Origin of the sequence: Luteimonas sp. BLCC-B24 (assembly GCF_028550595.1) — a bacterium.
Lineage (GTDB): Bacteria > Pseudomonadota > Gammaproteobacteria > Xanthomonadales > Xanthomonadaceae > Luteimonas.
In genome coordinates this window covers 156,738-182,477 of sequence record NZ_JAQQGN010000002.1, presented here as the reverse complement: position 1 = coordinate 182,477, position 25,740 = coordinate 156,738, and the positions used below count along the sequence as shown (strand labels likewise).

Sequence of the window (25,740 nt, the reverse complement as noted above, 5' to 3'; positions counted from 1 at the left end):
GAACCAAACGCGGATTGGAGCGGGTGATGGGAATCGAACCCACGCTAGCAGCTTGGGAAGCTGCAGTTCTACCATTGAACTACACCCGCACAGGCGGCCAGTCTATGCCGGCCCCGCGCGCCTTGGCAACGCCGCCGGGGCGGCGCTGCCGGACGCGGTGACGGTCAGAAACCGGCGCTGATCGTCGCGAACGCGGTGGTGTGGCTGCCGCCCTTCTGGCCGACGGTGAGGCTGGCGCCGATGTTGGCGTCGAAGCCGAACAGCGTCGTCTGCGTGCCCAGCGTCGCGGTGGCGTAGCTGGTGTCGTAACCACGTGCGGGCACGGCGTAGGGCAGCGTCGACGGCAACGATTGCGCCTGCGCGAACGCCTGGGTCGGCGCGTCCTCGAACTCGCGGTCGATGGTGAGCCGCGCATACGGACGGAAGCTGTCGCTCGCGGCGTAGGCGAACTGCCAGCCGGCGCTGCCGATCAGCGAGTCGATGTCCTGCGACGGATAGGCCAGCGAGCTCGACACCGTCGGATCGCTCTCGGCGAAGCCGTCGACTTCGATGCGCTGCGCAACCAGCGACAGCACCGGACCGTGCTGCAGCGCGCCGGTGCCGAAGTTCCAGCCGGCGCCGATCGCCGCGGTCACGTTGCTGCCGTCGGCCTGGCCGGAATGCACCCGGGTCACCGGGCCGATCTGCACGGTGCGGTCGGTGTCGAAGTCGAGCCAGGTGTAGCTCAGCTGCGCGTTGACCCAGGCGCCGCTGTCGGCGCGCCAGCCGACGAAGCCGCCCACGGTCGCCTCGGTCTGGTCCCAACTGCCGCGACGCAGGCCCCAGTCGTTGCCCTGCTTGCCGTAGCCGACGAGGCCACCGAACGTGGTGTTGCCCGAGGTCCAGTCCAGCCCCGCCGTCAGCGCCGGGCCGACACCGTCGTAGGCGTCGCCGTTGTCGTAGCGCTGCATGTCGGCGCGCACGTCGGCCCACCAGCTGCGGCCCTCGCTGCGCGCCGGTGCCAGGCTCAGACGGTTGTTGATGCGGTCGGCGCGGGCGCGGCCGGTCACCGTCGCCGACTGCGGCAGCACCGCGATCTGCTGCGGACCGTCGATCATCGCGATCGCGAGGTCGGCGATCATCTCGTGTGCACGGCTGGCCGGATGCACGCCGTCGGCGAACAGATAGGTATCGGCGGCCGAAGGCGTGACGAACGAGTTGGGGTTGCAGAACAGCGAGGAGTCTCCCGCCGGTGCCGGCTGCATGCGGCAGGCCGGCGAGGTCACGTTGGCGAAACCGTAGAGCGACGGATTGGCCACGACCTCCTGCAGGAAGTGGAAGGTGTCGACCGGAATCACCCGCAGGTTCTGCCCGGCCAGGCCGGCGTAGAGCGCGGTGTTGTAGGTGTTGGCGAGCGCCGTGCCCTGGGCCATGCCCACCGCACCGCCGGCGCGCGAGCCCGGGGTCAGGCCGATGTCGGGAATCGAGGGCACCAGCACATAGCGGGCCCCGGCGCCCTGCAGCGTCCCCACCAGCCCGACCTGGGCGGTCACCGCCGCGCCGATGATCTGCTGGGCCTGGGCCGGGTTCGCCTGCACGGCGAAGAGATCGTTGGCGCCGCCCCAGACGGTGTAGAGCGCGTTGGGATCGGCGCGGCCACCGTTCGCCGCCAGATAGCGGTTGGCCTGGGTGACCAGCGACGGGATCGGGCCCAGCCCGCCCGTGGTGTCCACGCCCACGCGTGCGCCGCCCGCGGCGTAGTTGTCGCCGGTCTGGCCGTTGCCGTTGGCATCGGCGCGGGTGCCGTAACGATCGGCGACGCGCTCGGACCAGACCAGGTTCGGGTTGGTGGTGAAGCGGCCGAGGATCGCGCCCGAGGGGCCGATCGTGCGCACGATGACGGGACGGAAATAGCCTGAGTCGGTCAGGCTGTCACCGAAGAAGACGGTGCGCGAAAAGGTGTCGTCGGCGAATGCGGGAGCGGTGGCGGCTGCGGCGAGCGCGACGGCGAGGGCGGCACGAAGGGGCCTGGACGGCATTGCTGGTTTCTCCGGGTGTCGTGAGGGCGGGCGATCATAGGAAAGCCCGCGTCCGCAGTCCCGTACGGGACCGCATTGCGGAATGCTCCCACGCCCTTGGCTGCAGCGGCACGCCGCACTGCGGCATCGCGTGCATGCCGGGCCCGCAGCGGAGACAATCACCGCATGGACATCCAACTCAACGGCGACACGCTGACCATCCCCCCCGGCACCACCGTCACCGCCCTGCTGGCCGCGCAGGGGCTGGCCGGGCGCCGGGTCGCGGTCGAGGTCAACGGCGCGATCGTGTCGCGCAGCCAGCACGCCGACCACGTCCTCGCGGACGGGGATCGCGTGGAGGTCGTCCACGCGCTCGGCGGCGGCTGAGCCGGCCGTCGTCCCCGTACGTCCGGATCGCGGCGCGGGCCAGGCCGGGCCGGCTGACCGGCCCAGCAGCGTCCGCACGGCGCAGATGCCGGCGGAGCACGGACCCACGCCGTCTTCCATGCCGCGGCGACCGCACGCCCGCGTTCCATGCAGGGCCGCGGATGGCCACGCCCGCGTCCGACGACGCATCGCCCACCCGCTTCGGCGATAATCCCGCGATGAACACCGCATCCCCCGCAGACACCGGCCTCGTGATTGCCGGTACGACCTATACCTCCCGCCTGCTGACCGGCACCGGCAAGTTCAAGGATCTCGACGAAACCCGCCAGGCCACCGAGGCCGCAGGTGCGCAGATCGTCACTGTGGCGATCCGCCGCACCAACATCGGACAGACCCCGGGCGAGCCCAACCTGCTCGACGTGCTGCCGCCGGACCGCTACACGATCCTGCCCAACACCGCCGGCTGCTACACCGCCGAAGACGCGGTGCGCACCTGCCGCCTCGCGCGCGAGCTGCTGGACGGCCATGCCCTGACCAAGCTCGAAGTGCTGGGCGATGCGCGCACGCTGTTCCCCGACGTGGTGCAGACGCTCAAGGCCGCCGAGCAGCTGGTCAAGGACGGCTTCCAGGTCATGGTCTACACCTCGGACGATCCGATCCTGGCCAAGCGCCTCGAGGAGATCGGCTGCGCGGCGGTGATGCCGCTGGCCGCGCCGATCGGCTCGGGCCTCGGGATCCAGAACAAGTACAACCTGATCGAGATCATCGAGAACGCCAAGGTGCCGATCATCGTCGACGCCGGCGTCGGCACCGCGTCCGATGCCGCGATCGCGATGGAGCTGGGCTGCGACGGCGTGCTGATGAACACCGCGATCGCCGGTGCGCGCAATCCGGTGCTGATGGCCAGCGCGATGCGCAAGGCCGTCGAAGCCGGACGCGAAGCGTTCCTCGCCGGTCGCATTCCGCGCAAGCGCTTCGCCAGCGCGTCGTCGCCCGTCGACGGCCTGGTGGGCTGACGCGTCCGGCATGACCGATCCGTTCTCCAGCAGCGGGGCCAAGGCGCCGGCCAAGCCGTTCACCGTCACCGCGGGGCGGCGCGAGGTACGCAGCTTCGTGCTGCGCCAGGGGCGGTTCACGCCGGCGCAGCAGCGCGCGTTCGATGCGGCGTGGCCGCAGCTCGGCCTCGACTACACCGGTGCGCCGCGGGATTTCGATGTCGTGTTCGGGCGCCAGGCGCCGCGGATCGTCGAGATCGGCTTCGGCAACGGCGAGGCCCTGCGCTTCTCGGCCGCGCAGGATCCGGCGCGCGACCACATCGGCATCGAGGTGCACGCGCCGGGCGTGGGCCGGGTGCTCAACGCGCTTACGGCCGACGGCGCGCGCAACGTGCGGGTCTATCACCACGACGCGGTCGAGGTCCTGAGCCACGAGATCGCCGACGGCGCGCTCGACGAGATCCGCATCTACTTCCCGGACCCCTGGCACAAGAAGCGCCACAACAAGCGGCGTCTGGTGCAGCCGGAGTTCGCCGCACTGCTGGTGCGCAAGCTCGGCGCCGGCGGCCGCCTGCATCTGGCCACCGACTGGGCCGACTACGCCGAGCAGATGTGGGACGTGCTCGACGCCACGCCCGGCCTGCGCAATCGCGCCGGCGCCCGTGGCCACGTGCCACGCCCCGCCTGGCGGCCGCAGACCCACTTCGAAACCCGCGGCCAGAAGCTCGGACACGGGGTCTGGGATCTGATCTATGACCGGGATTCGGGATAGGGGATTCGGGATTGGAACAGGCGCCCGGCTGCTCGCTCGCATCGCACCGCTCATCCTGTAGGCGGGCCTCGCCCGTACTGTGGCGGCGGCTTGCCGACTCCCGACTCCCGAATCCCGTATTCCGGCCCTGATGGACACCGCGCTCGCGCTGACCACCGACATGAAGATCGTCCTGGGCCTGGTCGGGCTCACGATGGTGCTGTTCGTGTTCCAGCGCGTGCGGGCCGACCTGGTGGCGCTGGTGGTGCTGGTCCTGCTCGGGCTGACCGGCCTGGTCGCGCCCGAAGACGTCTTCAACGGCTTCTCGTCGAACGCCGTGATCAGCGTCATCGCGACGATGATTCTCGGCATGGGCCTCGACCGGACCGGCGCCCTCAACCGCCTGGCGGGCTGGCTGCTGCGCCGTTCGAAGGGACGCGAGGATCACCTGCTGCTGCTCACCTCCGCCACCGCCGGTCTGAATTCCTCGGTGATGCAGAACCCGTCGGTGATGGCGCTGTACATGCCGGTCGCGGCGCGCCTGGCCTCGCGCTCGGGACTGCGCCTGGCGCAGATCCTGCTGCCGGTGTGCGTGGCGATCGTCATGGGCGGCACGCTGACGATGGTCGGCAGCTCGCCACTGATCCTGCTCAACGATCTGCTCACCGCAGCCAACGCGAACCTGCCCTCCGGCGCGGCGACGCTGGAGTCGTTGAACATGTTCGCGCCGCTGCCGATCGGCCTCACCCTGCTCGTCGCCGGCCTGGCCTACTTCCACTTCCGCGGCAACCGCGCGCTGTCCGAGCCGGCGAGCAGTGCGGAAGGCAACGTGACGCCGGCGCGGACGCAGAGCTACTTCGCCAGTGCCTACGGTATCGAAGGCGATCTCTACGAGCTCACGGTCACCGCCGACAGCCCGCTGGTCGGCATGACCTTCGCCGAGGCCGAAGCCATCCACCATGCGCCGATGCTGCTGGCGCTGAAGTCGGAGAACGAGTCGCGGCTCGCGCCGCCCGCCGACAGCCGCATCTGGGTGGGCAGCGTGCTCGGCGTGATGGGGCCGCGCCAGCAGGTGGCCGACTTCGCGCAGAACCAATTCCTGCGCATGAGCACGCGGTTGCGCCATTTCGGCGACCTGTTCAATCCCAGCCGCGCCGGCATCGCCGAGGCGGTGATCCCGCCGACGTCGAAGTTCATCGGCAAGTCCGCCGCCGAGCTCAGTCTCGGCAAGAAGTACGGCGTGCGCCTGCTGGCGATCAACCGCGACAAGCAGGTGCTGCGCGAGAACGTGCGCAAGATGCCGCTGCGCGCCGGCGACATGCTGGTGCTGCACAGCATCTGGCAGGACCTGGCCAGGACTGCGAAGTCGCTCGATTTCCTGATCGTCACCGACTATCCCAAGGGCGAGCAGCGCCCGCACAAGTTCAAGATCGCGATGTCGATCTTCGCGGTCACGATGCTGATCGCGCTGTCGTCGCGCGTGCCGACCTCGGTCGCGCTGATGACCGGCGTCGCCGGCATGCTGGTGTTCGGCGTGCTGAAGATGGACGAGGCCTACAGCGCGATCAACTGGAAGACCGTGTTCCTGATGGCCTGCCTGATTCCGCTCGGCTGGGCGATGGATTCCAGCGGCGCGGCGGCGTGGGTGGCCGGCCATACGATCGAGCGCCTGCCGTCCGGGTTGCCGGTGTGGGTACTGGAGCTCGCGGTGGCCCTGCTGACTGCCGCGTTTTCGATGGTGATCAGCCACGTCGGCGCGACGATCGTCGTGGTGCCGCTGGCGATCAACCTCGCGCTGGCGGCCGGTGGCAATCCCACTGCATTCGCACTGATCACCGCGCTGGCCGCGTCGAACAACTTCGTCACCCAGTCGAACCCGGTGATGTCGATGATCATCGGCCCGGCCGGCTACAAGGCGAAGGAGCTGTGGCGGATCGGCCTGCCGATCTCGCTGATCTACACCGCGATCATCGTGCTGATGGTCAATCTGCTGTTCTGACCGGTGCGGCCGCGTCGGCCGCCGGATCACCGAGGACGATCTCGCCGTCCACCACCGAGACTTCCACCGCACGCAGCGATTCACCGCGGCACGGGCCGGCGATGCACTGGCCGTCCGCCAGCGAGAAGCTGGCGCCGTGCGCGGCACAGACCAGATCCCCGGCCTTGGAGCGCAGGAAGCGGCCGGGCGCCCAGTCGAGCCGGCGGCCGGCATGCGGACAGAGATTGAGCCAGGCGCGCACAGCGTCGCCGTCGCGATGGAGCACGACCGATTCCGCTTCGCCATCGACCCGCGCTTCGACCTCGACGCAGCTCCCGTCCTCGAGTGTGTCGATCGCGACTCGGGTCAGGCCCTCACGGGAACTTAACGAAGACATTACAACTCCGATCGAGGCTCGGCCGATACTGCTCGCCCGGCACGGCGCCGATTGTGTCACGAGCCTAGACCCGACGATGTCCAATCCCTTCTTCCGCGATCTCCATGCCCGTTTCGACGCCTCCGGTGTGCGCGCGATGTTCGCGCCGCGCAAGCCGCGCCATCCGGTGCTGCGCGTGCTGCTGGGGCTGACCGGCGTGGCGCTGCTCGCGGTGCTGCTGGTCGCGGGACTGTTCATCGGTGCGGCGATGATCCTGTTCGGTGTCGCACGCCGCCTGCTGGTGCGCCGTGGACGCGATCCGCGCGCGGTCGACGCCCGCTTCGTCGATGCCGAGTACCGCGTGGTACGCGATCGCGACCAGCCCGTGCTGCGCTGAGGCGCATGCGTCGACACCGGCGACGCCGGTCGTCGTGCTCTTCCCCACCCGATTGGCGCGCTCGCGCCGAGGCCAGTGATGACCGGATCCTCCGACGACGTCGTGCCCGTCGCCGCCCCCGCCCGTGTACCTGTCCAGGGCGGCGGCACGTTTCCGGTGCGCCGCATCTATTGCGTCGGCCGCAATTTCGCCGACCACGCCCGCGAAATGGGCGCTGATGCCCCTGCGTCGAAAGCCGATCGCGGCACGCCGGTGTTCTTCGCCAAGCCGGCCGACGCCATCGTGACCACGGGCGAAGTGCCCTATCCCACAGCCACGCGCGACCTGCACCACGAGGTGGAGCTGGTCGTCGCGATCGGGCGGGATGCGCCGGCGGGCGACGTGTCCGTCGACGCCGCATCGGCGCTCGTCTACGGCTATGCCGTGGGCCTCGACCTCACACGCCGCGATCTGCAGGCCGCCGCCAAGGCCAAGGGCCTGCCGTGGGACATCGCCAAGGGCTTCGACGCCTCGGCACCGATCGGCCCGCTCGTCCCGGCCGCCGGGATCGGCGCGCTGGGCGGCCGCACCTTGTCGCTGCAGGTCAACGGCGCGTTGCGCCAGACGGCATCGCTCGACCAGATGATCTGGGACGTGCCCGAAATCCTGCACGAACTGTCCAAGCTGTTCGCGCTGCGCGCCGGCGATCTGGTCTTCATGGGCACGCCCGCCGGCGTGGCCGCGCTGCAGCCCGGCGACATCTGCGAGGCGCGCCTCGACGACGTGCTGGCGCTGCACTGCAAGATCACTTCGCCGTCGCTATAGTCCCCCGCGCTTCCATACCCGCGCAGGAGACACCATGGGCATTCTTTCCGAATTCAAGGAATTCGCGGTCCGCGGCAACGTCATCGATCTCGCCGTCGGCGTGGTCATCGGCGCCTCGTTCGGCAAGATCGTCACGGCGCTGGTGGACCAGATCATCATGCCGCCGATCGGCCTGCTGATCGGCAACGTCGACTTCACCGAACTCGCGATCACGCTGCGCGAAGCGACGATCGACGCCGCGACCGGCGACGAGATCCCGGCGGTGACGATCGGCTACGGCATCTTCATCAACACCATCATCCAGTTCACCATCGTCGCGTTCGCGATCTTCCTCGCGGTCAAGTTCATCAACCGGCTCAAGCGCAAGCAGGCCGAGGCGCCCGAGCCGCAGAAGCCGGCCGAGCCGAGCGAGGAAGTGAAACTGCTGCGCGAGATCCGCGATTCGCTCAAGGCCCCGGGTACGCCGGCGGGCTGACGCCGCCGGGCGCGGCACGCACATCGCATCCGGGCGGGCGGCAGGCGACAATGCCTGCGGCCCGTTTCGTTTCCATCTCCGGAGAGCACGCATGCGTTCTGCCCTGATCCTCAAGCCCCTCGTCGGCGCACTGTTGGCGGGCGCGCTGCTCGCTGCCGCGCCGCTGTCCGCGCGTGACGTGCTGCCGCAAGCGTCGCTCGACACGGCGGCGCAGCTGCGCGAACGCGCGCTGGGTGATGCCACCGCCTACGCGCTGATCGAATCGCTGACCACCGAGATCGGTCCGCGCCTGCCCGGCAGCGAGGCCGATGCGCGTGCGGTCGAATGGGCCAAGGCACGATTCGCCGCGCTGGGGTACGACAAGGTCTGGACCGAGCCGGTGGCGTTTCCGAAATGGGAGCGGCGCAGCGAGCGTGCGGCCGTGGTCGGGCCCCATGCGCAGCCGCTCGTGATCACCGCACTCGGCGGCAGTCCGGCCGGCGACGTCACCGCCGGTCTCGTCCGCTTCGACAGCCTGGCGGCACTCGAAGCCGCGGATCCAACGACGCTGCGCGGCAAGCTCGTGTTCGTGGACGTGCCGATGGCGCGTACGCGCGACGGCAGCGGGTACGGCGCGGCAGGTCCGGTGCGCAGCCGCGGGCCGTCGATCGCGGCGCGCAAGGGCGCGGCGGGCTATCTGATGCGCTCGATCGGCACCAGCCCGCATCGCGTGGCCAACACCGGCATCACCCGTTTCGACGCCGACGTCACGCCGATTCCCGCCGCCGCGCTGTCGCTGCCCGATGCCGACCAGCTGACGCGCCTGCTGCGGCTGGGCGCGGTCGACGTGCACCTCGCACTGGATGTCGGCTGGAACGGCGAGTACACCTCGCAGAACGTGATCGCCGAGGTCACCGGACGCGAACGTCCGGAGGAGATCGTGCTGATCGCCGGGCACCTGGATTCCTGGGATCTGGGTACCGGCGCGGTCGACGATGCCTCGGGTGTCGGCATCACGATGGCGGCGGGCCATCTGATCGCGCAGCTGCCGCAGCGCCCCCGGCGCACCGTGCGCGTGGTCGCGTTCGCCAACGAGGAGCAGGGTCTGATCGGCGCACGCGCCTACGCCAAAACGCACGGCGGCGCAGATGTGATCGCGCGCCACGTGATCGGCGCGGAAAGCGACTTCGGCGCCGGCCGCATCTACGGCTTCAACACCAGCGCGCCGGCCGGCGAACGCGCGACCAGCGATGCGATCGCCGAGGTGCTGCGTCCGCTCGGCATCGACTACCTCGAGGACAAGGGCAGCCCGGGTCCCGACATCTCGCCGCTCGCGGCCAAGGGCGGCGCCTGGGGCTGGCTGGGTCAGGACGGCACCGACTACTTCGACCTGCACCACAACGCCGACGACACGCTCGACAAGGTGGATCCGGATGCGGTCGCGCAGAACACCGCCGCCTATGCGGTGTTCGCGTGGCTGGCGGCGGAGTCCGAAGGCGGCTTCGGCAGCGGGCCCAAGAGCGACGACGCACCGGCGCACTGACGCCGGTGTTCCCCGGCCGACGCGCGTGCAGCGCGTGGTTGGCCAGGTCGGGGGCGCGCTCGCGAGCATCCCGAGCCTTGCACTCGCGCCGAACATGTCTTCGAGTCGACTCGGCGAGCCGATGACCGGTGTTTATCGCCGCGCAACGATCACCCAGATCCCGTGCGGCAGTCCCCGCTCGGGATCACGTACGTACCGGAGGCGCGCAGAGGAAAACCCGGCGCCGGTAAGCGTCTCGGGTAGATCCCATCCGAAGTGGTGAAAGCATACGACGCCTCCGCCCAGCGGATCGCCGTGGTATTCCGGCGCGCCGTGAAAGACGACGTTGCCAGCCGCATCCAGTGACGCGACTCGCGTGCTCACCTGGGCATCCTGATAGAAAGGAACTGTTGCAACGAGGCAGCCGCCAGGCCTAAGCACGCGCGCCAGTTCACGGAATGCGGCGGTCGCATCAGGGACATGTTCGAGAACGTCCAAGCTCGCTACCGCATCCAGCGACGCATCCGCATCGCCGAGACGCGTCACGTCGCCATGGCGAATCCGCTGGAAGACACCGTGCCGCCAGAGCCACGACATCAGCCTCAGGCGGCGCCAACGACGACTGATGTACTCCGTGCCGACGGTCGCCGGAAACCGGCGACGGAGCGCGACATAGAGTGGGCTCGCCTGTTCGGTCAGATAGATGTCGGGCGACGGGACTCCATCGAGAATCTCGTTGAGAACGCGGGCGACGGCGCGCTGGCGCGCCATGCAGCCGCACGCCTTGCAATGCAGGCCCTCCCGAATGTCGGCCGGATGCTGAACCGGCTGGAAGCCGTCCGCCAGTCCGCAGGCATCACAGATGCCCGCCAGCGATGCGCCCGGCGCCGGCGACTGGTTCTCGCTCAGGACATGGTGGGCATCGCATTGCCACGCTTCCGCCGTCGCCCAGCCAGAGTCTAGCGCCGGCATGCCGCCCACTGCGCCAGCAGCACGGCTGTCGCAGCCGACACGTTGAGGCTTTCGACGCGGCCGCTGCCGGGAATGCCGAGCCGCAGGTCACAGGCCCGGGCCAGATCGGCGTCCATGCCCTCGCCCTCTGCACCGAGCACGTAGACCAGCCGCTCGGGCAGGCGGGCCGCGAACAGGTCGTCGCCGCCGCGCACGACCGTGGCCGCGAGCGCGAAGCCGGCGCTGCGCAGCTGCGCCAACGCGTTGTCGTCCCGTCCCAGACGCACGAACGGCACCGCTTCCGCGCCGCCTTCGGCCACGCGTGCCGCCGCGCCCGATAGCGCCAGCGGCGAGGTCTTGGGCAGCAGCACGGCGGACACCCCGAAGTGCGCCGCCGAGCGCAGGATCGCGCCGAGGTTGTGCGGATTGCCCACGCCGTCGAGCCACAGCGCGCACGCGGGGCCCTCGGGCAAGCCCTGCAACCAGGCGCCCAGCGACTGCGGCGTCTCCCGCAGTACGTCGGCGACGATGCCTTCGTGATGCGAGCTCGCCGCGAGCTTGCGCAGATCCTCTTCGGCGACGACGCGGTAGCCGACGCGGTTGGCGGCGCACCACTTCAGCAGCGGCTGCAGCTGCGGAATGCGCGCCTCCAGCAGATAAACCTTGCGGATCGCTTCGGGGCGACGCGCGAACACCGCGTCGACGGCATTGCGGCCGTAGAGGCGCAGTTCGCGCGAACCACTTTCGTCGGGCGCCGCGACGGCATCGGCCGTGACCGCGGCCGCCGGCGCAGGCGTGGCACGGCGACTCCAGGGCGTGTCACGCGGCGCATCCCGGCTGCCGCCGCGCGATCCGTACGGAGACCGGCTCATCGATTGATCGTCCGCCACAGCTCCGCATTGCGGATACCGAGCTTGTCGGGATCGAACACCGGATCGAGCCCGAGCTTCTGCTGCGCCTCGTAGTCGCGCAGCGACACCAGCGCAGGCTTCTGCAGGATCAGGATCGCCACGATGTTGAGCCAGGCCATCAGGCCGACGCCGATGTCGCCGAGCGTCCACGCCATCTCCGCAGTGCGGATGCAGCCGAAGGTCACCGCCGCCAGCAGGACGAAGCGCAGCGCATAGACCAGCCACGGACGATGCACGCGACGGTTGATGTAGGCGATGTTGGTCTCGGCCATGTAGTAGTAGGCGATGATCGTGGTGAACGCGAAGAAGAACAGCGCCAGGGCCACGAAGCTCGCGCCCCAGCCCGGCAGCACGGACTCCACCGCCGCCTGGGCGAAGCCGGGGCCGACCGCGATGCCCGGCAAGGCCTCATGGAGCAGATCTCCGGCCGGCGAGATGACGTTGTACATGCCGGTGGAAAGAATCATGAAGGCCGTCGCCGAGCACACCAGCAGGGTGTCGACGTAGACCGAGAACGCCTGCACCAGGCCCTGCTTGGCCGGATGCGAGACCTCGGCCGCCGCCGCGTGATGGGGGCCGGTGCCCTGCCCGGCTTCGTTGGAATAGATGCCGCGCTTGACGCCCCATTCGATCGCCAGGCCGAGCGCCGCGCCGATGCCGGCTTCGAGGCCGAACGCGCTGCGCAGGATCAGGCCGAACATCTCCGGCAGCGCGTTCGCATTGAGCAGCATGATCACCAGCGCGATCAGCATGTAGGCCAGCGCCATGAACGGCACCACGACCTCGGCGAAGCGCGCGATGCGCTTCACGCCGCCGAAGATGATGAAGCCCAGGCCGATCACCACGATCGCCGCGGTGACCGCCGGCGCCATGCCCCAGGCGTTCTGCGCCGCCGATGCGATGCCGTTGGCCTGCACGCCGGGCAGCAGGAAGCCGGCCGCGACGATGGTCACGACCGCGAAGATCCATGCATACCAGCGCTGGCCCATGGCCTTTTCGATGAAGTAGGCCGGGCCACCGCGATAACGGCCGTTGTCGTCCTTCTCCTTGTAGATCTGCGCGAGCGTCGATTCGATATAGGCCGTCGATGCGCCGAGGAAGGCCATCACCCACATCCAGAACACCGCGCCCGGCCCACCGAATGCGATCGCGGTCGCCACACCGGCGATGTTGCCGATGCCGACACGGCCCGACAGCGACATCGCCAGCGCCTGGAACGAGGACACGCCGGCCTCGGATTTGCCGCCCGCGAGCATCAGCCGGACCATCTCCCCCACCTGGCGGATCTGCACGAAGCGCGTGCGGATCGAGAAATACAGGCCGGCGCCGAGGCACAACCAGACCAGCGGCGGGCTCCACACGTAGCTGTTGAGGGTGTTGACGAAGGTTTCCACGCAGAACTCCCCGGTTGGATGCGACGTCGACGCCGCTGTCCCGGATTCTCACCCAAGCGCGCCCAATCGCGAAACGCGCCTCAGCGCAGCAGGCCGAACACGCGCAGATCGTGCAGGCCGTCGGGCTTGCGGATCGCCTGCCGCAGCCGGCCTTCCTCGACGAAGCCGTTGACGGCCAGGACACGTGCGGAGGCCGGATTGGTGTCGAGCACCGTCGCCTGCAGGCGCGTGAGCGACAGCGCCTGCATCACCCAGGGGACATAGACCGCGGCGACGCGGCGCATGAGGCCCCGGTTCCAGTGCGCCCGGCCCAGCCAGTAGCCGGGTTCGGCCGATTGCGCCCGCTCGCCGCCCGCTGCGTGACGCACGCCGATGCTGCCGCAGGCCTCGCCGTCGATCTCGATCGCAAGTACCGGCGCGTCGAGATCCACGACGCGTCCGGCGAGAAACGCCTCGCCGTCGGCGCGGGTATAGGGATGCGGGAACCGGTCGCTGAGGCCACGGACGATCATCGGATCGTCCGCATGGCGCAGGAGTGCGTCGAGATCGCCGGCGCACCAGCGACGCAGCACGAAGCCGTCGCCGTCGATACGCACGCCGTCCCAGCGCGCGGAATCAGGCATGGCCGCCGACGGAGGGTGTCTCGGCCTCCAGCCGCTCGAGCTCCTGCGCCAGTGCCTCCGGCGAGCGCGTGAACGGCGCCAGCAGCGCGTAGAACGCCGGCACGACGAACAGCGACAGCAGCGTGGAGAACGCGACGCCGAAGATGATCACCACGCCGATCGTCGCGCGGCTGGCCGAGCCCGGGCCGCCGGCGACCACCAGTGGCACGGCACCGACGATGGTGGCCGCCGCCGTCATCAGGATCGGACGCAGGCGCACCTTCGCTGCCTCGGTGATCGCATCGCGCACGTCGCGCCCGTCGTCACGGAGCTGGTTGGCGAATTCGACGATCAGGATGCCGTTCTTCGCGGCAAGACCGATCAGCATGACGATGCCGATCTGGCTGAAGAGGTTCAGCGTGCCTCCCGTCGCCCACAGGCCCAGCAGCGCGCCGAGCACCGCGAGCGGCACGGTCAGCATGATCGACAGCGGGTGGATGAAGCTCTCGAACTGTGCCGCCAGCACCAGATAGACGATCAGCAGGGCCATCGTGAAGGTCAGCAGCACCGCGCCGCCGGCTTCCTGGAACTCCCGGCTCTCGCCCTTCCAGTCGATCTGGGCGTAGTCGGGCAACTCCTCGGCCGCGACCTGGCGGGTCCACTCCAGCGCCTCGCTCATCGTGTAGCCCGGCGCCAGGCCGGCGGCGATGGTGATCGCGCGCAGGCGGTTGAAGCGGTTGAAGCTGCCCGGCTCGGCCACCTCGCTCAGCGTCACCAGGTTCGACAGCGGCACCAGTGCACCGTCACGGCCGCGGACGAAGGTGTCCTGCAGGTCCGACGGCGACATGCGCCGCTCGCGCCCGGCCTGCAGCAGCACGTCGTATTCCTCGCCGCTGTCGACGAAGGTGGTGACCTGGCGCGAGCCCATCATGGTTTCCAGGGTGCGGCCGATCTCCTGCACCGACACGCCGAGATCCGAGGCCCGGGCGCGGTCGATGTCCACGCGCATCTGCGGGCGGGTTTCCTTGTAATCGGAATCCGGATCCTGGATGCCCGGGTTCTCGCGCATGCGCGCGAGCATGCGGTCGCGCCACTGCGCGATCTCCGCGTAGTCCGGACCGCCGAGCACCAGCTGGTAACGCTGGCCGCGGCTGCTGACCAGGCCGCCGGGCACGTTGGCGCGCACCTGCACCCCGGGCAGCGTGGCGAACTCCGCGCGCAGGCTTTCCACCACCTGGCTGGTGGGCACGTCGCGATCGCGCCAGTCCTGCAGGAACACGATCACCTGGCCGGTGTGCATGTCCTCGCTGCCGCCCCAGCCGCGCGGCACGCGCGAGTTGGCGCGCTGGATCGGCTGGTCGTCGCCGACGTAGCGGGCGAAGATCTGCTCGACCTGCTGCATCTGGGCCACGGTGTAGTCGTACCCCGCGCCTTCCGGCCCGTCGACACCGACGAAGAAGCGGCCGCGGTCCTCGGCCGGCGACAGCTCGCTGGGCACGCGCCAGAACAGCAGCAGCGCCGCGGTCAGGCAGACGCCGATCGCGATCGCCATCAGCACGATCAGGCGGCCCGGCTTCATGCCCACCAGGGCACCGATGCGGCCGCCGTAGCGCGCGCTCAGGGCGTCGAGGTGCCGCGCCGTCCACGCATTGAAGCCCCGCGGCGTCTCGTGACGACGCACGAGCTTGGAGCACATCATCGGCGTCAAGGTCAGGGCGATGAACGCCGACAGCGCCACCGCGCCGGCCAGCGTGACCGACAGCTCGCGGAACAGGCGTCCGGAGTTGCCTTCCATGAAGCCCACCGGCAGGAACACCGCCACCAGTACCGCGGTCGTCGCGATGACCGCGAACGCCACCTGGGCCGTGCCGCGCCGGGCAGCGACGATCGGCGGCTCGCCCAGATCGGCGCGGCGCTGCACGTTCTCCAGCACGATGATCGCGTCGTCCACCACCAGGCCGATACACAGCACCAGGGCGAGCAGGGTCAGCAGGTTGATCGAGAACCCGAAGGCGTACAGCGCGGTGAACGCGGCCACCAGACAGACGGGGGCGGTCACGGCGGGGATGATCGCCGCGCGCAGGCTGCCGAGGAACAGCCAGATGACCACGAACACCAGCGCCATCGCCTCGAACAGCGTCCAGTAGACGCGGGTGATCGCGGCATCGATGAACACCGTATTGTCCGCGGCGACGAAGATCTCGGTGCCCTCGGGCAACGTGCCCTGGATGCGTTCGGCCTCGGCCCGCGCCGCGCGGGCGACGTCGAGCGCGTTGGCGGTCGAGGTGCGCACGATGCCGAGGCCGACGTTGGGCACCGAGTTGCTGCGCATGTACGAGCGCCGCTCGGCCGAGCCCAGCTCGATGGTGGCGACGTCGCCCAGGCGCACCACATAGCCGTCGTCGCCGCGGCGCACCGGGATCTGCGCGAACTGCTCGGGCTCGCGGTAGCCGCGCTCCACGCGCAGGGTGAAATCACGGGTGGCCGACTCGATCCGGCCGGCGGGCAGCTCGACGTTCTCGGCGCGCAATGCGGATTCGACATCGGTGGCAGTGACCCGGCGCGCGGTCATCGCATCACGGTCCAACCAGATGCGCATCGCGTAGCGCTGGCCGCCACTGAGCTGCACGCGGGCCACGCCGTCGAGCGAGGACAGGCGATCGAGGATGTAGCGATCGGTGTAATCGGTCAGCTCGAGCGTGTTCATCGTGCTCGAGCGCAGGTTGAGCCACATGATCGCGTCGGCGTCGGCCTCGACCTTGGAGATCTCCGGCGGATCGGCCTCGATCGGCATGCGGTCGGCCACGCGGCTGATCGCGTCGCGCACGTCGTTGGCGGCGGCCTCGATGTCGCGGGTGAGGTTGAACTCGATGGTGACGTCGGAGCGGCCGTTGCGGCTGCGCGATTCGATCGTGCGGATGCCCTCGATACCGGCCAGCGCATCCTCGAGGATCTGGGTGATCCGGGTTTCGACCACGGCCGCCGAGGCACCGGGATAGGTGACGTCGACCGAGACGATCGGCGGGTCGATGTTCGGCAGCTCGCGCAGCGTCAGCCGGCTGAAGGACATGATGCCGAGGACCACCAGCAGCAGGCTGATGACGACCGCGAACACCGGCCGCTTGATGGCGACGTCGGACATCTTCATTGCGCGGCCCCTCCCGCGGCGCCGACGTCGTCGGCCGGCTGCGACTTCGCTTCCTGCACCGACCCTTCCGCGATGCGCATGCCCGGGCGCAGCTTGCCCGTGCCGTCGACCACGATGCGCGTGCCCGGTTCGAGTCCCTCGACGATTTCCGCCAGGCCGCTGTCGCGCACGCCGATCACCACCGGCGCCTGTTCCACCGTCTCGTCCTCGCGCACGCGGTAGACGAAGGTGTCACGGCCCACCTGGATCACCGCGATCTCGGGAATCATCAGCGCCTCGCGCGAGCGCTGTTCCAGGCGCACCTGCATCAGCATGCCCGGGCGCAGCTGGCGGTCGGGATTGCCGAAGGTCGCGCGCACGGTGACGGCGCGGGTGTCGGGGTCCACGCGCGCGTCGACGGTCTGCACCACGCCCTCGAAGTCGACCGCCGGATACGCGGCGCTGCGCCCGAAGACGCGCTGGCCCGGCGCGACCACAGACAGCCGGGTCTCCGGCACGGGGAAGTCGACATAGACCGCACCGATGTCGTCGAGCGTGGCGATCGGCGTGCCCGGGGTGACCAGGGCGCCCGTGCTGACCTGGCGGATGCCCAGCACGCCGGCGAACGGCGCGCGGATCGTGCGATCGCCGATGTCGGCGCGGGTCTCGGCCACATTGGCGCGGGCCGCGTCGCGGGTGGCGCGCAGGGTATCGACGGATGCGCGTGCGATGAGCTGCTGGTCGACCAGTTCCACGCCGCGCCGGTACTGCTGCTCGGCCTCGTTGGCGGCCGCCTCGGCGGCCCGGAGCGATGCCTGCTGCTGGTTGCCCGACAGGGTGACCAGCACTGCGCCGGCCGCGACCTCGTCACCGCTGTCGAAGTGCACCCGCTGCACGATCTCGCTGACCTTGGCGGTCACGGTGATCGATTCGCGCGCATTCACCGTGCCCAGCGCGGCCACGGTGTCGTTCCACTGGCGCGGCGCGACGGTCGTGGTGGTGACCGGCACCGCGGCGCCGCCTTCACCGCGCGGACGGGATTCCTGGGCTGCGCCACCGCAGGCCGTCAGCGCCAACGCCAGGACGAGAGTGGATGCACGCCAGGACAGCGAACGGGGATTCGGGGAATGCTGAAGCAAGGGACGGCCTGCGCGAGCGGGAAAACCGCCCGATCTTACCCGTCGCCACGTGACGCCGACCGTGCCAAGAGATGGTGGCGAAAAAACAGCGTTCCACGTCAACCGCTGGCACGGCCGTGCGTTCTGGCCCAGTCTGGTCTGCCGCGCCACGCGCCCACGCCGAGGCTTTTCCGATGGCCCTGTACGACAGCATCCTCGACACCGTCGGCCGTACGCCGATCGTCCGTCTGCATCGCATCGCCCCGCCGCACGTCGCACTCTACGCCAAGGTCGAATCCTTCAACCCCGGGGGCTCGGTCAAGGACCGGCTGGCACTGGCGATCATCCTCGACGCCGAGGCCCGTGGCCTGCTCAAGCCGGGCGACACCGTGGTCGAGGCCACGTCCGGCAACACCGGCATCGCGCTGGCGATGGTCTGCGCCGCGCGGGGCTACAAGTTCGTGGCGACGATGGTCGAGACCTTCTCGATCGAACGCCGCAAACTCATGCGCGCCTACGGCGCCAAGGTGATCCTCACCCCCGCAGGCGAGCGCGGCAGCGGCATGGTCCGCCGCGCGAAGGAACTCGCGGACGCGCATGGCTGGTTTCTCGCCAGCCAGTTCGCCAACCCGGCCAATCCCGCCTACCACCGCAATACGACCGCGGCCGAGATCCTGCGCGATTTCGCCGGACACCGCCTCGATCACTTCGTCACCGGCTGGGGCACCGGCGGCACCTTGACCGGTGTGGGCGAGGTGCTGAAGGTGGCGCGGCCCGAGGTCAGGATCACGGCTTGCGAACCGGCGGGGGCCGCGCTGCTGCAGGGCAAGGACTGGTCCCCGCACAAGGTGCAGGGCTGGACGCCGGACTTCGTGCCCGAAGTGCTCAACCGCGACATCGCCGCGCAGGTGCTGTCGATCGAGGATGGGACCTCGATCGAGACCGCCCGCCGCCTGGCGACGGACGAAGGCCTGTTCGTCGGCATTTCCGCGGGCGGCACCGTGGCCGCCGCACTGGAGGTCGCGAAGACGGCCCGCGAGGGCGACGTGATCCTGGCGATGCTGCCCGACACCGGCGAACGCTATTTCTCCACGCCGCTGCTGGCCGATATCAACGAAGGCTCGGACGACGAGTGGCTGGCCGGTCTGCCCTGACCGCCTGACCGCCGGCATCGATCTTCCATAGGAGCGCGCACGACGGGTTGCCTGGCAGCCCTCTCGCGTGAGCGCGCGCGTCTGGATGTGCGGGCCGACGCCTCAGCCCAGCCAGATCGCCAGCCCGCCGCCGACGATCACCAGCGCGGCCACCCAGGCCAGCCAGCCGTAACGGCGACTGTCGCCCTCCACCACGGTCTCCTCACGCGCCTCGCGCAGCAACGGGGAGCAATGCCGGGCCACCGCCTCGCGCGCCTCGGCGTCGCTCAGGCCCGGCTTGGCATCGCGCAGGCGGCGCGCGGCGTCGAGGGTGTTGCCGGTCGCGATCTTGGCCGCCACCGCGCTCGGCAGCGTATCGCTGGCCGTGGACACGTCGCTGCCGGCCGGATGGAACGGGTCGTCAGGGTCGAGCGGATCCGACGGATTGGCGGCGAGGCGCTGGACCGCGCGCCGGGCGTCGTCGCGTCCGAGGCCCGGGTTGGCCCCGCGCAGCAGCGACACCGCTTCGTCGGGCTGGCCGCGCCGCAGCGCGTCATGGACGGCGAGCGGTGCGTGCACGCGGCCGGCATGGGTCACAGCGGACATCGGGAACTCCACGTGGTCTGGACGAGGGACGAGTCTGCACCGCCCCCGGTGACGGGACGGTGGTCCGCTCGCACCGCCACCACGCCGCCCGTTCCAGACTCCGGCCATGGCTTCGCTTCACGCCCGGCACTGCGACATCACCCGCTGCGAGGTGGACGTCGTCGTCAACGCCGCGAATCCGTCGCTGCTGGGTGGCGGCGGCGTGGACGGCGCGATCCACCGCGCCGCAGGACCGGAACTGCTAGACGCCTGCCGCCGCGTGCCCGAAGTCGCGCCCGGGGTGCGCTGCCCGACCGGCGAGGCGCGGATCACGCCGGGCTTCGCACTGCCGGCGCGTCACGTGATCCATACCGTGGGACCGATCTGGCGCGGTGGCCGCGCGGGCGAGGCGGCGCTGCTGGCCGCATGTTACCAGGCCAGTCTGGCGCTCGCGCGCCGCGTGGATGCGCGCTCGATCGCGTTTCCGGCCATCAGCTGCGGCGTCTACGGCTATCCCGCGGACGCGGCGGTCCGGATCGCGGTGACCACGGTCCGCGCCGCGGATGCCGGGCTGGACGTCGTGTTCTGTTGCCACGACGAGGCGATGCGGGCGCGTTACATCGCCGCACTCGAGCACTGAACCGTTCCACGCGCGCGCAACCTGCGCGCATCGTCCGTGACGGACGACGCCGGCGCGAAGCCGGCGTCGGTCATGCCGGGTCGGCGGCGGACGCGATCAGCCTTCCCACTTGCCCAGGGCCGCCAGCCCGTTGGCCCGGGCGCGTGCGTGCACGGTGGCCTGGGCCTTGGCGACGTTGTTGGCGATGTCCTGCGACCACAGCTTGAGCGCGGCCGACTGCATCGCGCGGCCGTAGGAGAACGACAGCGGCCACGGATTCGGCCCCATCCGGTTCATCGCATCCAGATGCGCCGTCGCCTCGTCGTCGCTCTGGCCGCCGGAGAGGAACACGATGCCCGGCAGGATCGCCGGCACCGACGACTTCAGGCACATCAGCGTGGCCTCGGCGACTTCCTCCACGTCGGCCTCTTCCTCGCAGTCCCTGCCCGGCAGCACCATCGAGGCCTTGAGGATCGTGCCCTCGAGCATGACGTTCTGGCTGTAGAGGGCATCGAACACGCCGCGCAGCACCACCTCGGTGACTTCGTACGCGGTCTGGATGTCGTGGTCGCCGTCGAGCAGCACTTCCGGCTCGACCATCGGCACCAGCCCCTGCTCCTGGCACAGCGCGGCGTAGCGTGCGAGGGCATGCGCGTTGACGTCGATGCAGGTGCCCGACGGCATGTCCTCACCGATGGTGATCACCGCGCGCCATTTGGCGAAGCGCGCGCCGAGCTTGTAATACTCCTCGAGCCGCGCGCGCAGGCCGTCGAGACCTTCGGTCACCAGCTCGCCCGGAAAGCCCGCCAGCGCGTGCGTGCCCTTGTCGACCTTGATGCCCGGGAGGATGCCGTTCTGGGTGAGGTACTTCGCGAACGGCACGCCGGCCTTGGTCGACTGGCGCAGGGTTTCGTCGAACAGGATCGCGCCGCTGATGTGCTCGGAGAGCTTCGGCGTGGTCAGCAGCAGCTCGCGGTAGGCGCGGCGGTTCTCTTCGTTGTTCGCGATGCCCACCTGTTCGAAGCGCTTGCCGATCGTGCCCGTCGACTCGTCGATGGCGATGATGCCCTTGCCCTTCGCCACCATGGCCTGGGCGGTTTCGGCAAGCTGTTCGATGCTCATGACGGGGTTCCGGGGTCGCGACGGGAGGGGCGCGATTATAGCCCGGGGCCTTCTCGCAGCCCGATGGGCGACACCCGACGACCGCGCGTCCGCCGCGCCGATGACGGTCGACGCTCGGGATTCCCGGCATCCGGGCGTCACATCCTGCGGGCGCCACCGGAGCGCCCGTGCGAATCGCCCGATACGCCCTTCCGTTGCGGATCACGATCGCCGCGCCGCGGATGACCGATGCCAAGACCTGCCCCCGGCAGCAGGCCGGACAGGACGCGCGCGCCGACCACGATGGCGACGTTGCAGCAGAGCCACGGTCTGCGTTGCGACCGTGGGCCCGGCGAGACCGGCCCGCAGGCACAGGGGCCGATCGCACTTGCCTGACCGGAACGCGCCGGTGATCCAGGCGACGCCGCACCTGCACGCGATGCCGCACGCGGTCGCCGACCCACACAGCGAGGACGCCGGCGGGCAGTTCGATCAGGCACGCATCGCGGAGGCCGCGGCCCGGGCCGAGCGGCCCGATCGCGCCTCGCGTCGCGGTGGCCTCGCCGGCGAGGCCACCTGCATCCGCAGCATCCGTCTCGCCGCCAGCGGCGAGATCGACATGCTCCGCCATCCCGGGTTCGGCGTGGTGCTCGATCAGCGCGGGCTTCCGGCGGACCGGCGCGCGGTCAGAGTTCGCCCAGCCCCTCGGCGCGGCCGTCCTGACCCACCTGCAGCAGACGCAGCGTGTTCGTGGCGCCATGGGTTTCCATGTGCTCGCCACTGGTGAACACCACGCGCTCCCCCGGGCCGAGCAAGCCGGCTTCGACCAGCAGGCGGATGCTGCCGCGCGCCGCTTCGCGCGGAGTCTGTCCGCGGCTGTCGTAGTCGAACGGGAACACGTCACGCATCAGCGACATGCGTCGGCGCGCATCCGCGTGGCGCGAGAACGCATACACGAGCGCGCCGCCGCGAAAGCGCGACAGATAGCGCGCGGTGCCGCCGGATTCGGTCATCGCGACGATCGCGCCCACACCGACGTGCTCGGACAGGAACATCGCGGCCATCGCGATCGCATGGTCGGCGCGTTCCAGATTGCGCTGCGCCTTTTCGAAATCGGTGTCGTGGGCGAACTGGCGCTCGGCACCGACGCAGATGCGCGCCATCGCCTCGACCGCGCGCACCGGGTACGCGCCGGCCGCCGTTTCGGCCGACAGCATCACCGCGTCGGTGCCGTCGATGACCGAGTTGGCCACATCGAGCACCTCGGCGCGCGTCGGCATCGGGCTTTCCACCATCGACTGCAGCATCTGGGTCGCGGTGATCACCACCTTGTTGCGGGCCAGCGACTCGCGGATGATCTTCTTCTGCAGGCCGGGCAGCTCGGCATCGCCGATCTCCACACCGAGATCGCCACGCGCCACCATCACCACATCGCTGGCATCGATGATCTCGGCCAGATTCTCGATCGCCTCGGTGCGCTCGATCTTCGACACCAGCGCGGCATCACTGCCGTGGGCACGCGCGATCGACCGGGCCTCTTCCATGTCGGCGGCGTTGCGGCAGAACGACACCGCGATGAAATCCACGCCGATGTCGGCGGCCACCTGGATCAGCTGCCGGTCGTGGTCGGTCAGCGCGCCGAGCGACAGGCCACCGCCCTGCTTGTTCAGTCCCTTGCGGTTCGACAGCACGCCGTCGTTGAGGACGCGGGTGACGATGCGCGCGCCTTCGACCGCGGTGACCTGCAGCTGCATCAGGCCGTCGTCGAGCAGCAGCACGTCGCCCGCTTCGACGTCCCCGGGCAGGCCGAGATAACTCACGCCGACCTCGTCGACGGTGCCGGGCGGCGCGTCGGGATCGGCCACCAGATCGAAGCGGGCGCCGGCACGCAGCTGCACCTTGCCGTCGGCGAACTTCTCGATGCGGATCTTCGGCCCCGGCAGGTCGGCGAGGATGCCGACTTCGACACCGGCGCGGTCGGCCGCTTCGCGCACGGCGTCGGCGCGCGCCTTTTGCGAGGCGGGATCGCCGTGCGAGAAATTGAGGCGGACCGCATTGACGCCGGCGGCGATCAGGGCGTCGAGCACGCCCGGGGCGTCGGTTGCAGGCCCCAGGGTGGCGAGGATGCGGGTGCGGCGGCGATGCGCCGGAACGGGAGGAAGGTCAGTCGTGGTCATGGGCCGAGTGTAGTGTCCACCGGTAGTCAAAGGCATGTTGCGCGGCAGCAGGCGCAGGTCTACGCGCTCCCCGGCGCGCGCTCCGACATTACTGGAAAACACGGCCCGGAGTATCCGGCCCCGTATTGCACGGGTCCGGCGGCGGGCGGCCGCGGGCCCGTTCCGGGACCGGAGGTGCCGCGTCTCGCACACCGCGTGGCGCCCGAACCCCGGTGCGCTCCGGGTTCAACGCGCCTGTTGGTGGCCGGACAGCCCCGAGCCCCGTCCACCGGCACTGCGCCGCACCACGTGCCGCGCTGGCCGCCGCCTCAACGCAGCGCGTTCAACAGCGCGTCCGTCGACGCCACGAGCCGACCGGCCCCGGCCGCGCGCAGTTCGTCCGCGCTGCCGAAGCCCCAGAGCACGCCGATCGAGCGCATCCCGTGCTGGCGTGCACCCTCGATGTCCATGCGCCGGTCGCCGATCATCGTCGCGCCCGAGGCCGGCAGGTCCAGCCGCGACAACGCCTCCGCGATCAGCTCCCGCTTGTAGCGACGCGCGCCGTCGTCGCTGGCGCCGACCACGGTTTCGAACGCCGCGCCGAACGGCAGCGATCGAAGAATGCGCCGTGCGAAACCCTCGTTCTTCGAGGTCACGACCGCGAGCCGGCGCCCTGCCGTCCGCAGAGCGCCGATCAGCTCGGGGATGCCCGGATAGACGCTGTGCTCGCGCCAGCCGCCCGCGTCGTACCGCTGGCGATAGAGCGTGACCGCCTGCTCGGCGCGGTGGCCGTCACCCTCGAACAGCGTCTCGAAGCTGTCACGCAGCGGCGGGCCGATCCACGGCAGCAGCTGTGCGCGGTCCAGCGGCGGATGCCCCATCCGTTCGAGCGTATGGGCGATGCCGCCGAGGATGCCCGCCTCCGAATCGATCAGCGTGCCGTCGAGATCGAAGAACAGCGCGTCGGTCACGCGCCGCGCGCGTCGAGTGCCGCGACCGCCGGCAGCGTCTTGCCTTCGAGAAACTCCAGGAACGCGCCGCCGCCGGTGGAGATGTAGGACACGTCGTCGGCGATGCCGTACTTGTCGACCGCGGCCAGCGTGTCGCCGCCGCCGGCGATCGAAAACGCCTTCGAGGCCGCGACCGCGCGCGCCAGCGCCTCGGTGCCCGTGCCGAAGGCGTCGAACTCGAACACACCGACCGGGCCGTTCCAGACCACGGTGCCCGCACTTTCGATCATCGCGGCGTAGCGCTTGGCGGTGTCCGGGCCGATGTCGAGGATCATGTCGTCGGCGCCGACCGCGTCGACGGCCTTGACCGTCGCCGGTGCATCAGCCGCGAACGCGGGCGCAACGACGACGTCGGTCGGCACCGGAATCTCGGCGCCGCGCGCCCTGGCGTCGGCCATGATCTGCTTCGCGGTATCGAGCAGATCGGTCTCGACCAGTGACTTTCCAACGTCGTGACCGAGCGCGGCGATGAAGGTGTTGGCGATACCGCCGCCGACGATGAGCTGGTCGACCTTGCCCACCAGTGACGAGAGCAGTTCGAGCTTGGTCGACACCTTGCTGCCGGCGACGATCGCCAGCAGCGGCCGCGCCGGCGCATCGAGCGCCCTGGCCAGCGCATCGAGCTCGGCCATCAGCAGCGGGCCGCCGGCCGCGACCTTCGCGAAGCGGATCACGCCGTGCGTCGACGCCTGCGCGCGGTGCGCCGTGCCGAAGGCATCCATGACGAAGACATCGCACAGCGCGGCGTACTGCTTCGACAACGCGTCGTCGTCGTCCTTCTCGCCGACGTTCATGCGGCAGTTCTCCAGCAGCACCAGCTGCCCCGGCGCGACCTCGACGCCGTCGACCCAGTCGCGCACCAGCGGCACCTCGATGCCGAGCAGTTCCGACAGGCGCGCGGCCACCGGCGCCAGCGAATCCGCCTCGCTCCAGCTGCCCTCCTTGGGGCGGCCCAGATGCGAGGTCACCATCACCGCCGCGCCCTTCTCCAGCGCGTACTTCAAGGTCGGCAGCGATGCGGTGATGCGCTGGTCGGAGGTAACCTTGCCGCCGTCGACAGGCACGTTGAGGTCCTGCCGGATCAGCACGCGCTTGCCGGAGAGGTCGAGGTCGGTCATGCGGACGATGGTCATGGGGTCTGGATTCTCTTGAATGAGCGGAAGGATGTGGGCCATGCCCTCCGTGGCCGGCCGCTCGCCGCGCGGACCGCCGGAAGGCGGTCCGCTCAGACCAGCTCGCCCTGCCGGATCAGCACGCGCTTGCCGGAGCGGTCGGGGTCGGTCATGCGGACGATGGTCATGGGGTCTGGATTCGCCGTATCCGAACGGAGAACACGGTGCGTCGCCGGTCCATTGTCCGCGCTGGGCACGTG

Annotated in this window: 23 protein-coding genes and 1 tRNA gene; 10 read left to right on the top strand and 14 right to left on the bottom strand. The window is 70.0% G+C overall.

Going from position 1 to position 25,740, the window contains the following annotated elements:
- Positions 1 to 15: 15 nt before the first annotated feature.
- Together PQS31_RS05135 and PQS31_RS05130 are read right to left on the bottom strand one after the other, a co-directional pair.
- Positions 16 to 89 (bottom strand) — tRNA-Gly (locus tag PQS31_RS05135).
- 75 nt (positions 90 to 164) lie between these two features.
- Positions 165 to 2,018, bottom strand: a complete 1,854-nt coding sequence (locus PQS31_RS05130) for an autotransporter domain-containing protein (RefSeq protein ID WP_272761597.1) — start codon at positions 2,016 to 2,018, stop codon at positions 165 to 167.
- 165 nt (positions 2,019 to 2,183) lie between these two features.
- Between PQS31_RS05130 and thiS the strand changes: the two genes are divergently transcribed.
- The 4 genes from thiS (at position 2,184) to PQS31_RS05110 (ending at position 6,129) form a co-directional block, all read left to right on the top strand.
- Positions 2,184 to 2,384, top strand: coding sequence for a sulfur carrier protein ThiS (gene thiS / locus PQS31_RS05125; RefSeq protein ID WP_272761596.1), 201 nt, complete (start codon positions 2,184 to 2,186; stop codon positions 2,382 to 2,384).
- 218 nt (positions 2,385 to 2,602) lie between these two features.
- A complete protein-coding gene (locus PQS31_RS05120) occupies positions 2,603 to 3,400 on the top strand; it encodes a thiazole synthase (protein ID WP_272761595.1) in 798 nt (265 codons plus the stop codon).
- A 10-nt stretch (positions 3,401 to 3,410) separates the two neighbouring features.
- Positions 3,411 to 4,151: a tRNA (guanosine(46)-N7)-methyltransferase TrmB gene (gene trmB, locus PQS31_RS05115; RefSeq protein ID WP_272761594.1), complete on the top strand. Its 741-nt coding sequence runs from the start codon at positions 3,411 to 3,413 to the stop codon at positions 4,149 to 4,151.
- Positions 4,152 to 4,281: 130 nt separating this feature from the next.
- Positions 4,282 to 6,129, top strand: coding sequence for an SLC13 family permease (locus PQS31_RS05110; protein WP_272761593.1), 1,848 nt, complete (start codon positions 4,282 to 4,284; stop codon positions 6,127 to 6,129).
- Here the strand turns inward: PQS31_RS05110 and PQS31_RS05105 are convergent.
- Positions 6,113 to 6,505, bottom strand: a complete 393-nt coding sequence (locus PQS31_RS05105; protein ID WP_272761592.1) for a Rieske (2Fe-2S) protein — start codon at positions 6,503 to 6,505, stop codon at positions 6,113 to 6,115. The two genes, PQS31_RS05110 and PQS31_RS05105, sit on opposite strands and share 17 nt — an antisense overlap.
- Positions 6,506 to 6,581: 76 nt before the next feature.
- Between PQS31_RS05105 and PQS31_RS05100 the strand changes: the two genes are divergently transcribed.
- The 4 genes from PQS31_RS05100 to PQS31_RS05085 all read left to right on the top strand — a co-directional run bounded on the left by PQS31_RS05100 (position 6,582) and on the right by PQS31_RS05085 (position 9,682).
- Positions 6,582 to 6,881, top strand: coding sequence for a hypothetical protein (locus PQS31_RS05100; RefSeq protein WP_272761591.1), 300 nt, complete (start codon positions 6,582 to 6,584; stop codon positions 6,879 to 6,881).
- A gap of 78 nt (positions 6,882 to 6,959) precedes the next feature.
- A complete protein-coding gene (locus PQS31_RS05095) occupies positions 6,960 to 7,685 on the top strand; it encodes a fumarylacetoacetate hydrolase family protein (protein ID WP_272761590.1) in 726 nt (241 codons plus the stop codon).
- A 34-nt stretch (positions 7,686 to 7,719) separates the two neighbouring features.
- Positions 7,720 to 8,160, top strand: coding sequence for a large-conductance mechanosensitive channel protein MscL (gene mscL / locus PQS31_RS05090; protein WP_272761589.1), 441 nt, complete (start codon positions 7,720 to 7,722; stop codon positions 8,158 to 8,160).
- Positions 8,161 to 8,251: 91 nt separating this feature from the next.
- Positions 8,252 to 9,682, top strand: a complete 1,431-nt coding sequence (locus tag PQS31_RS05085; RefSeq protein WP_272761588.1) for a M28 family peptidase — start codon at positions 8,252 to 8,254, stop codon at positions 9,680 to 9,682.
- Between the two features lie 132 nt (positions 9,683 to 9,814).
- On the opposite strand, the gene PQS31_RS05080 is transcribed toward PQS31_RS05085, so the two are convergent.
- The 6 genes from PQS31_RS05080 to PQS31_RS05055 all read right to left on the bottom strand — a co-directional run bounded on the left by PQS31_RS05080 (position 9,815) and on the right by PQS31_RS05055 (position 17,785).
- Positions 9,815 to 10,633 carry a class I SAM-dependent methyltransferase gene (locus tag PQS31_RS05080; protein WP_272761587.1) on the bottom strand — a complete coding sequence of 273 codons (819 nt, stop codon included), beginning with the start codon at positions 10,631 to 10,633 and terminating at the stop codon, positions 9,815 to 9,817.
- Complete coding sequence (locus PQS31_RS05075) at positions 10,621 to 11,484, bottom strand: TrmH family RNA methyltransferase (protein ID WP_272761586.1); 864 nt, start codon at positions 11,482 to 11,484, stop codon at positions 10,621 to 10,623. Before PQS31_RS05075 ends, PQS31_RS05080 begins: the two co-directional genes overlap by 13 nt.
- Positions 11,481 to 12,917 carry an alanine/glycine:cation symporter family protein gene (locus PQS31_RS05070; protein WP_272761585.1) on the bottom strand — a complete coding sequence of 479 codons (1,437 nt, stop codon included), beginning with the start codon at positions 12,915 to 12,917 and terminating at the stop codon, positions 11,481 to 11,483. The genes PQS31_RS05075 and PQS31_RS05070 overlap by 4 nt, the downstream gene beginning before the upstream one ends.
- A gap of 80 nt (positions 12,918 to 12,997) precedes the next feature.
- Positions 12,998 to 13,540 carry a GNAT family protein gene (locus PQS31_RS05065; RefSeq protein WP_272761584.1) on the bottom strand — a complete coding sequence of 181 codons (543 nt, stop codon included), beginning with the start codon at positions 13,538 to 13,540 and terminating at the stop codon, positions 12,998 to 13,000.
- Positions 13,533 to 16,667 carry an efflux RND transporter permease subunit gene (locus PQS31_RS05060; RefSeq protein ID WP_272761583.1) on the bottom strand — a complete coding sequence of 1,045 codons (3,135 nt, stop codon included), beginning with the start codon at positions 16,665 to 16,667 and terminating at the stop codon, positions 13,533 to 13,535. The genes PQS31_RS05065 and PQS31_RS05060 overlap by 8 nt, the downstream gene beginning before the upstream one ends.
- Positions 16,664 to 17,785: an efflux RND transporter periplasmic adaptor subunit gene (locus PQS31_RS05055; protein WP_272761582.1), complete on the bottom strand. Its 1,122-nt coding sequence runs from the start codon at positions 17,783 to 17,785 to the stop codon at positions 16,664 to 16,666. The genes PQS31_RS05060 and PQS31_RS05055 overlap by 4 nt, the downstream gene beginning before the upstream one ends.
- 173 nt (positions 17,786 to 17,958) lie before the next feature.
- Between PQS31_RS05055 and cysK the strand changes: the two genes are divergently transcribed.
- Complete coding sequence (cysK, locus tag PQS31_RS05050) at positions 17,959 to 18,918, top strand: cysteine synthase A (protein WP_272761581.1); 960 nt, start codon at positions 17,959 to 17,961, stop codon at positions 18,916 to 18,918.
- Positions 18,919 to 19,020: 102 nt separating this feature from the next.
- Here the strand turns inward: cysK and PQS31_RS05045 are convergent, their stop codons facing one another.
- A complete protein-coding gene (locus tag PQS31_RS05045; protein ID WP_272761580.1) occupies positions 19,021 to 19,503 on the bottom strand; it encodes a hypothetical protein in 483 nt (160 codons plus the stop codon).
- A 106-nt stretch (positions 19,504 to 19,609) separates the two neighbouring features.
- Between PQS31_RS05045 and PQS31_RS05040 the strand changes: the two genes are divergently transcribed.
- On the top strand, positions 19,610 to 20,122 hold the full coding sequence (locus PQS31_RS05040) for an O-acetyl-ADP-ribose deacetylase (RefSeq protein WP_272761579.1): 513 nt from the start codon (positions 19,610 to 19,612) through the stop codon (positions 20,120 to 20,122).
- A gap of 96 nt (positions 20,123 to 20,218) precedes the next feature.
- Here the strand turns inward: PQS31_RS05040 and PQS31_RS05035 are convergent, their stop codons facing one another.
- From PQS31_RS05035 to PQS31_RS05020, 4 genes are all read right to left on the bottom strand, one after another.
- Positions 20,219 to 21,223, bottom strand: a complete 1,005-nt coding sequence (locus PQS31_RS05035; protein ID WP_272761578.1) for a class I fructose-bisphosphate aldolase — start codon at positions 21,221 to 21,223, stop codon at positions 20,219 to 20,221.
- Between the two features lie 665 nt (positions 21,224 to 21,888).
- Positions 21,889 to 23,379 carry a pyruvate kinase gene (gene pyk / locus PQS31_RS05030; protein WP_272761577.1) on the bottom strand — a complete coding sequence of 497 codons (1,491 nt, stop codon included), beginning with the start codon at positions 23,377 to 23,379 and terminating at the stop codon, positions 21,889 to 21,891.
- A gap of 308 nt (positions 23,380 to 23,687) precedes the next feature.
- On the bottom strand, positions 23,688 to 24,329 hold the full coding sequence (locus PQS31_RS05025) for an HAD hydrolase-like protein (protein ID WP_272761576.1): 642 nt from the start codon (positions 24,327 to 24,329) through the stop codon (positions 23,688 to 23,690).
- Entirely contained in the window at positions 24,326 to 25,501 is a 1,176-nt protein-coding gene (locus PQS31_RS05020; protein WP_272761575.1) for a phosphoglycerate kinase, read from the bottom strand. The genes PQS31_RS05025 and PQS31_RS05020 overlap by 4 nt, the downstream gene beginning before the upstream one ends.
- Positions 25,502 to 25,740: the final 239 nt, after the last annotated feature.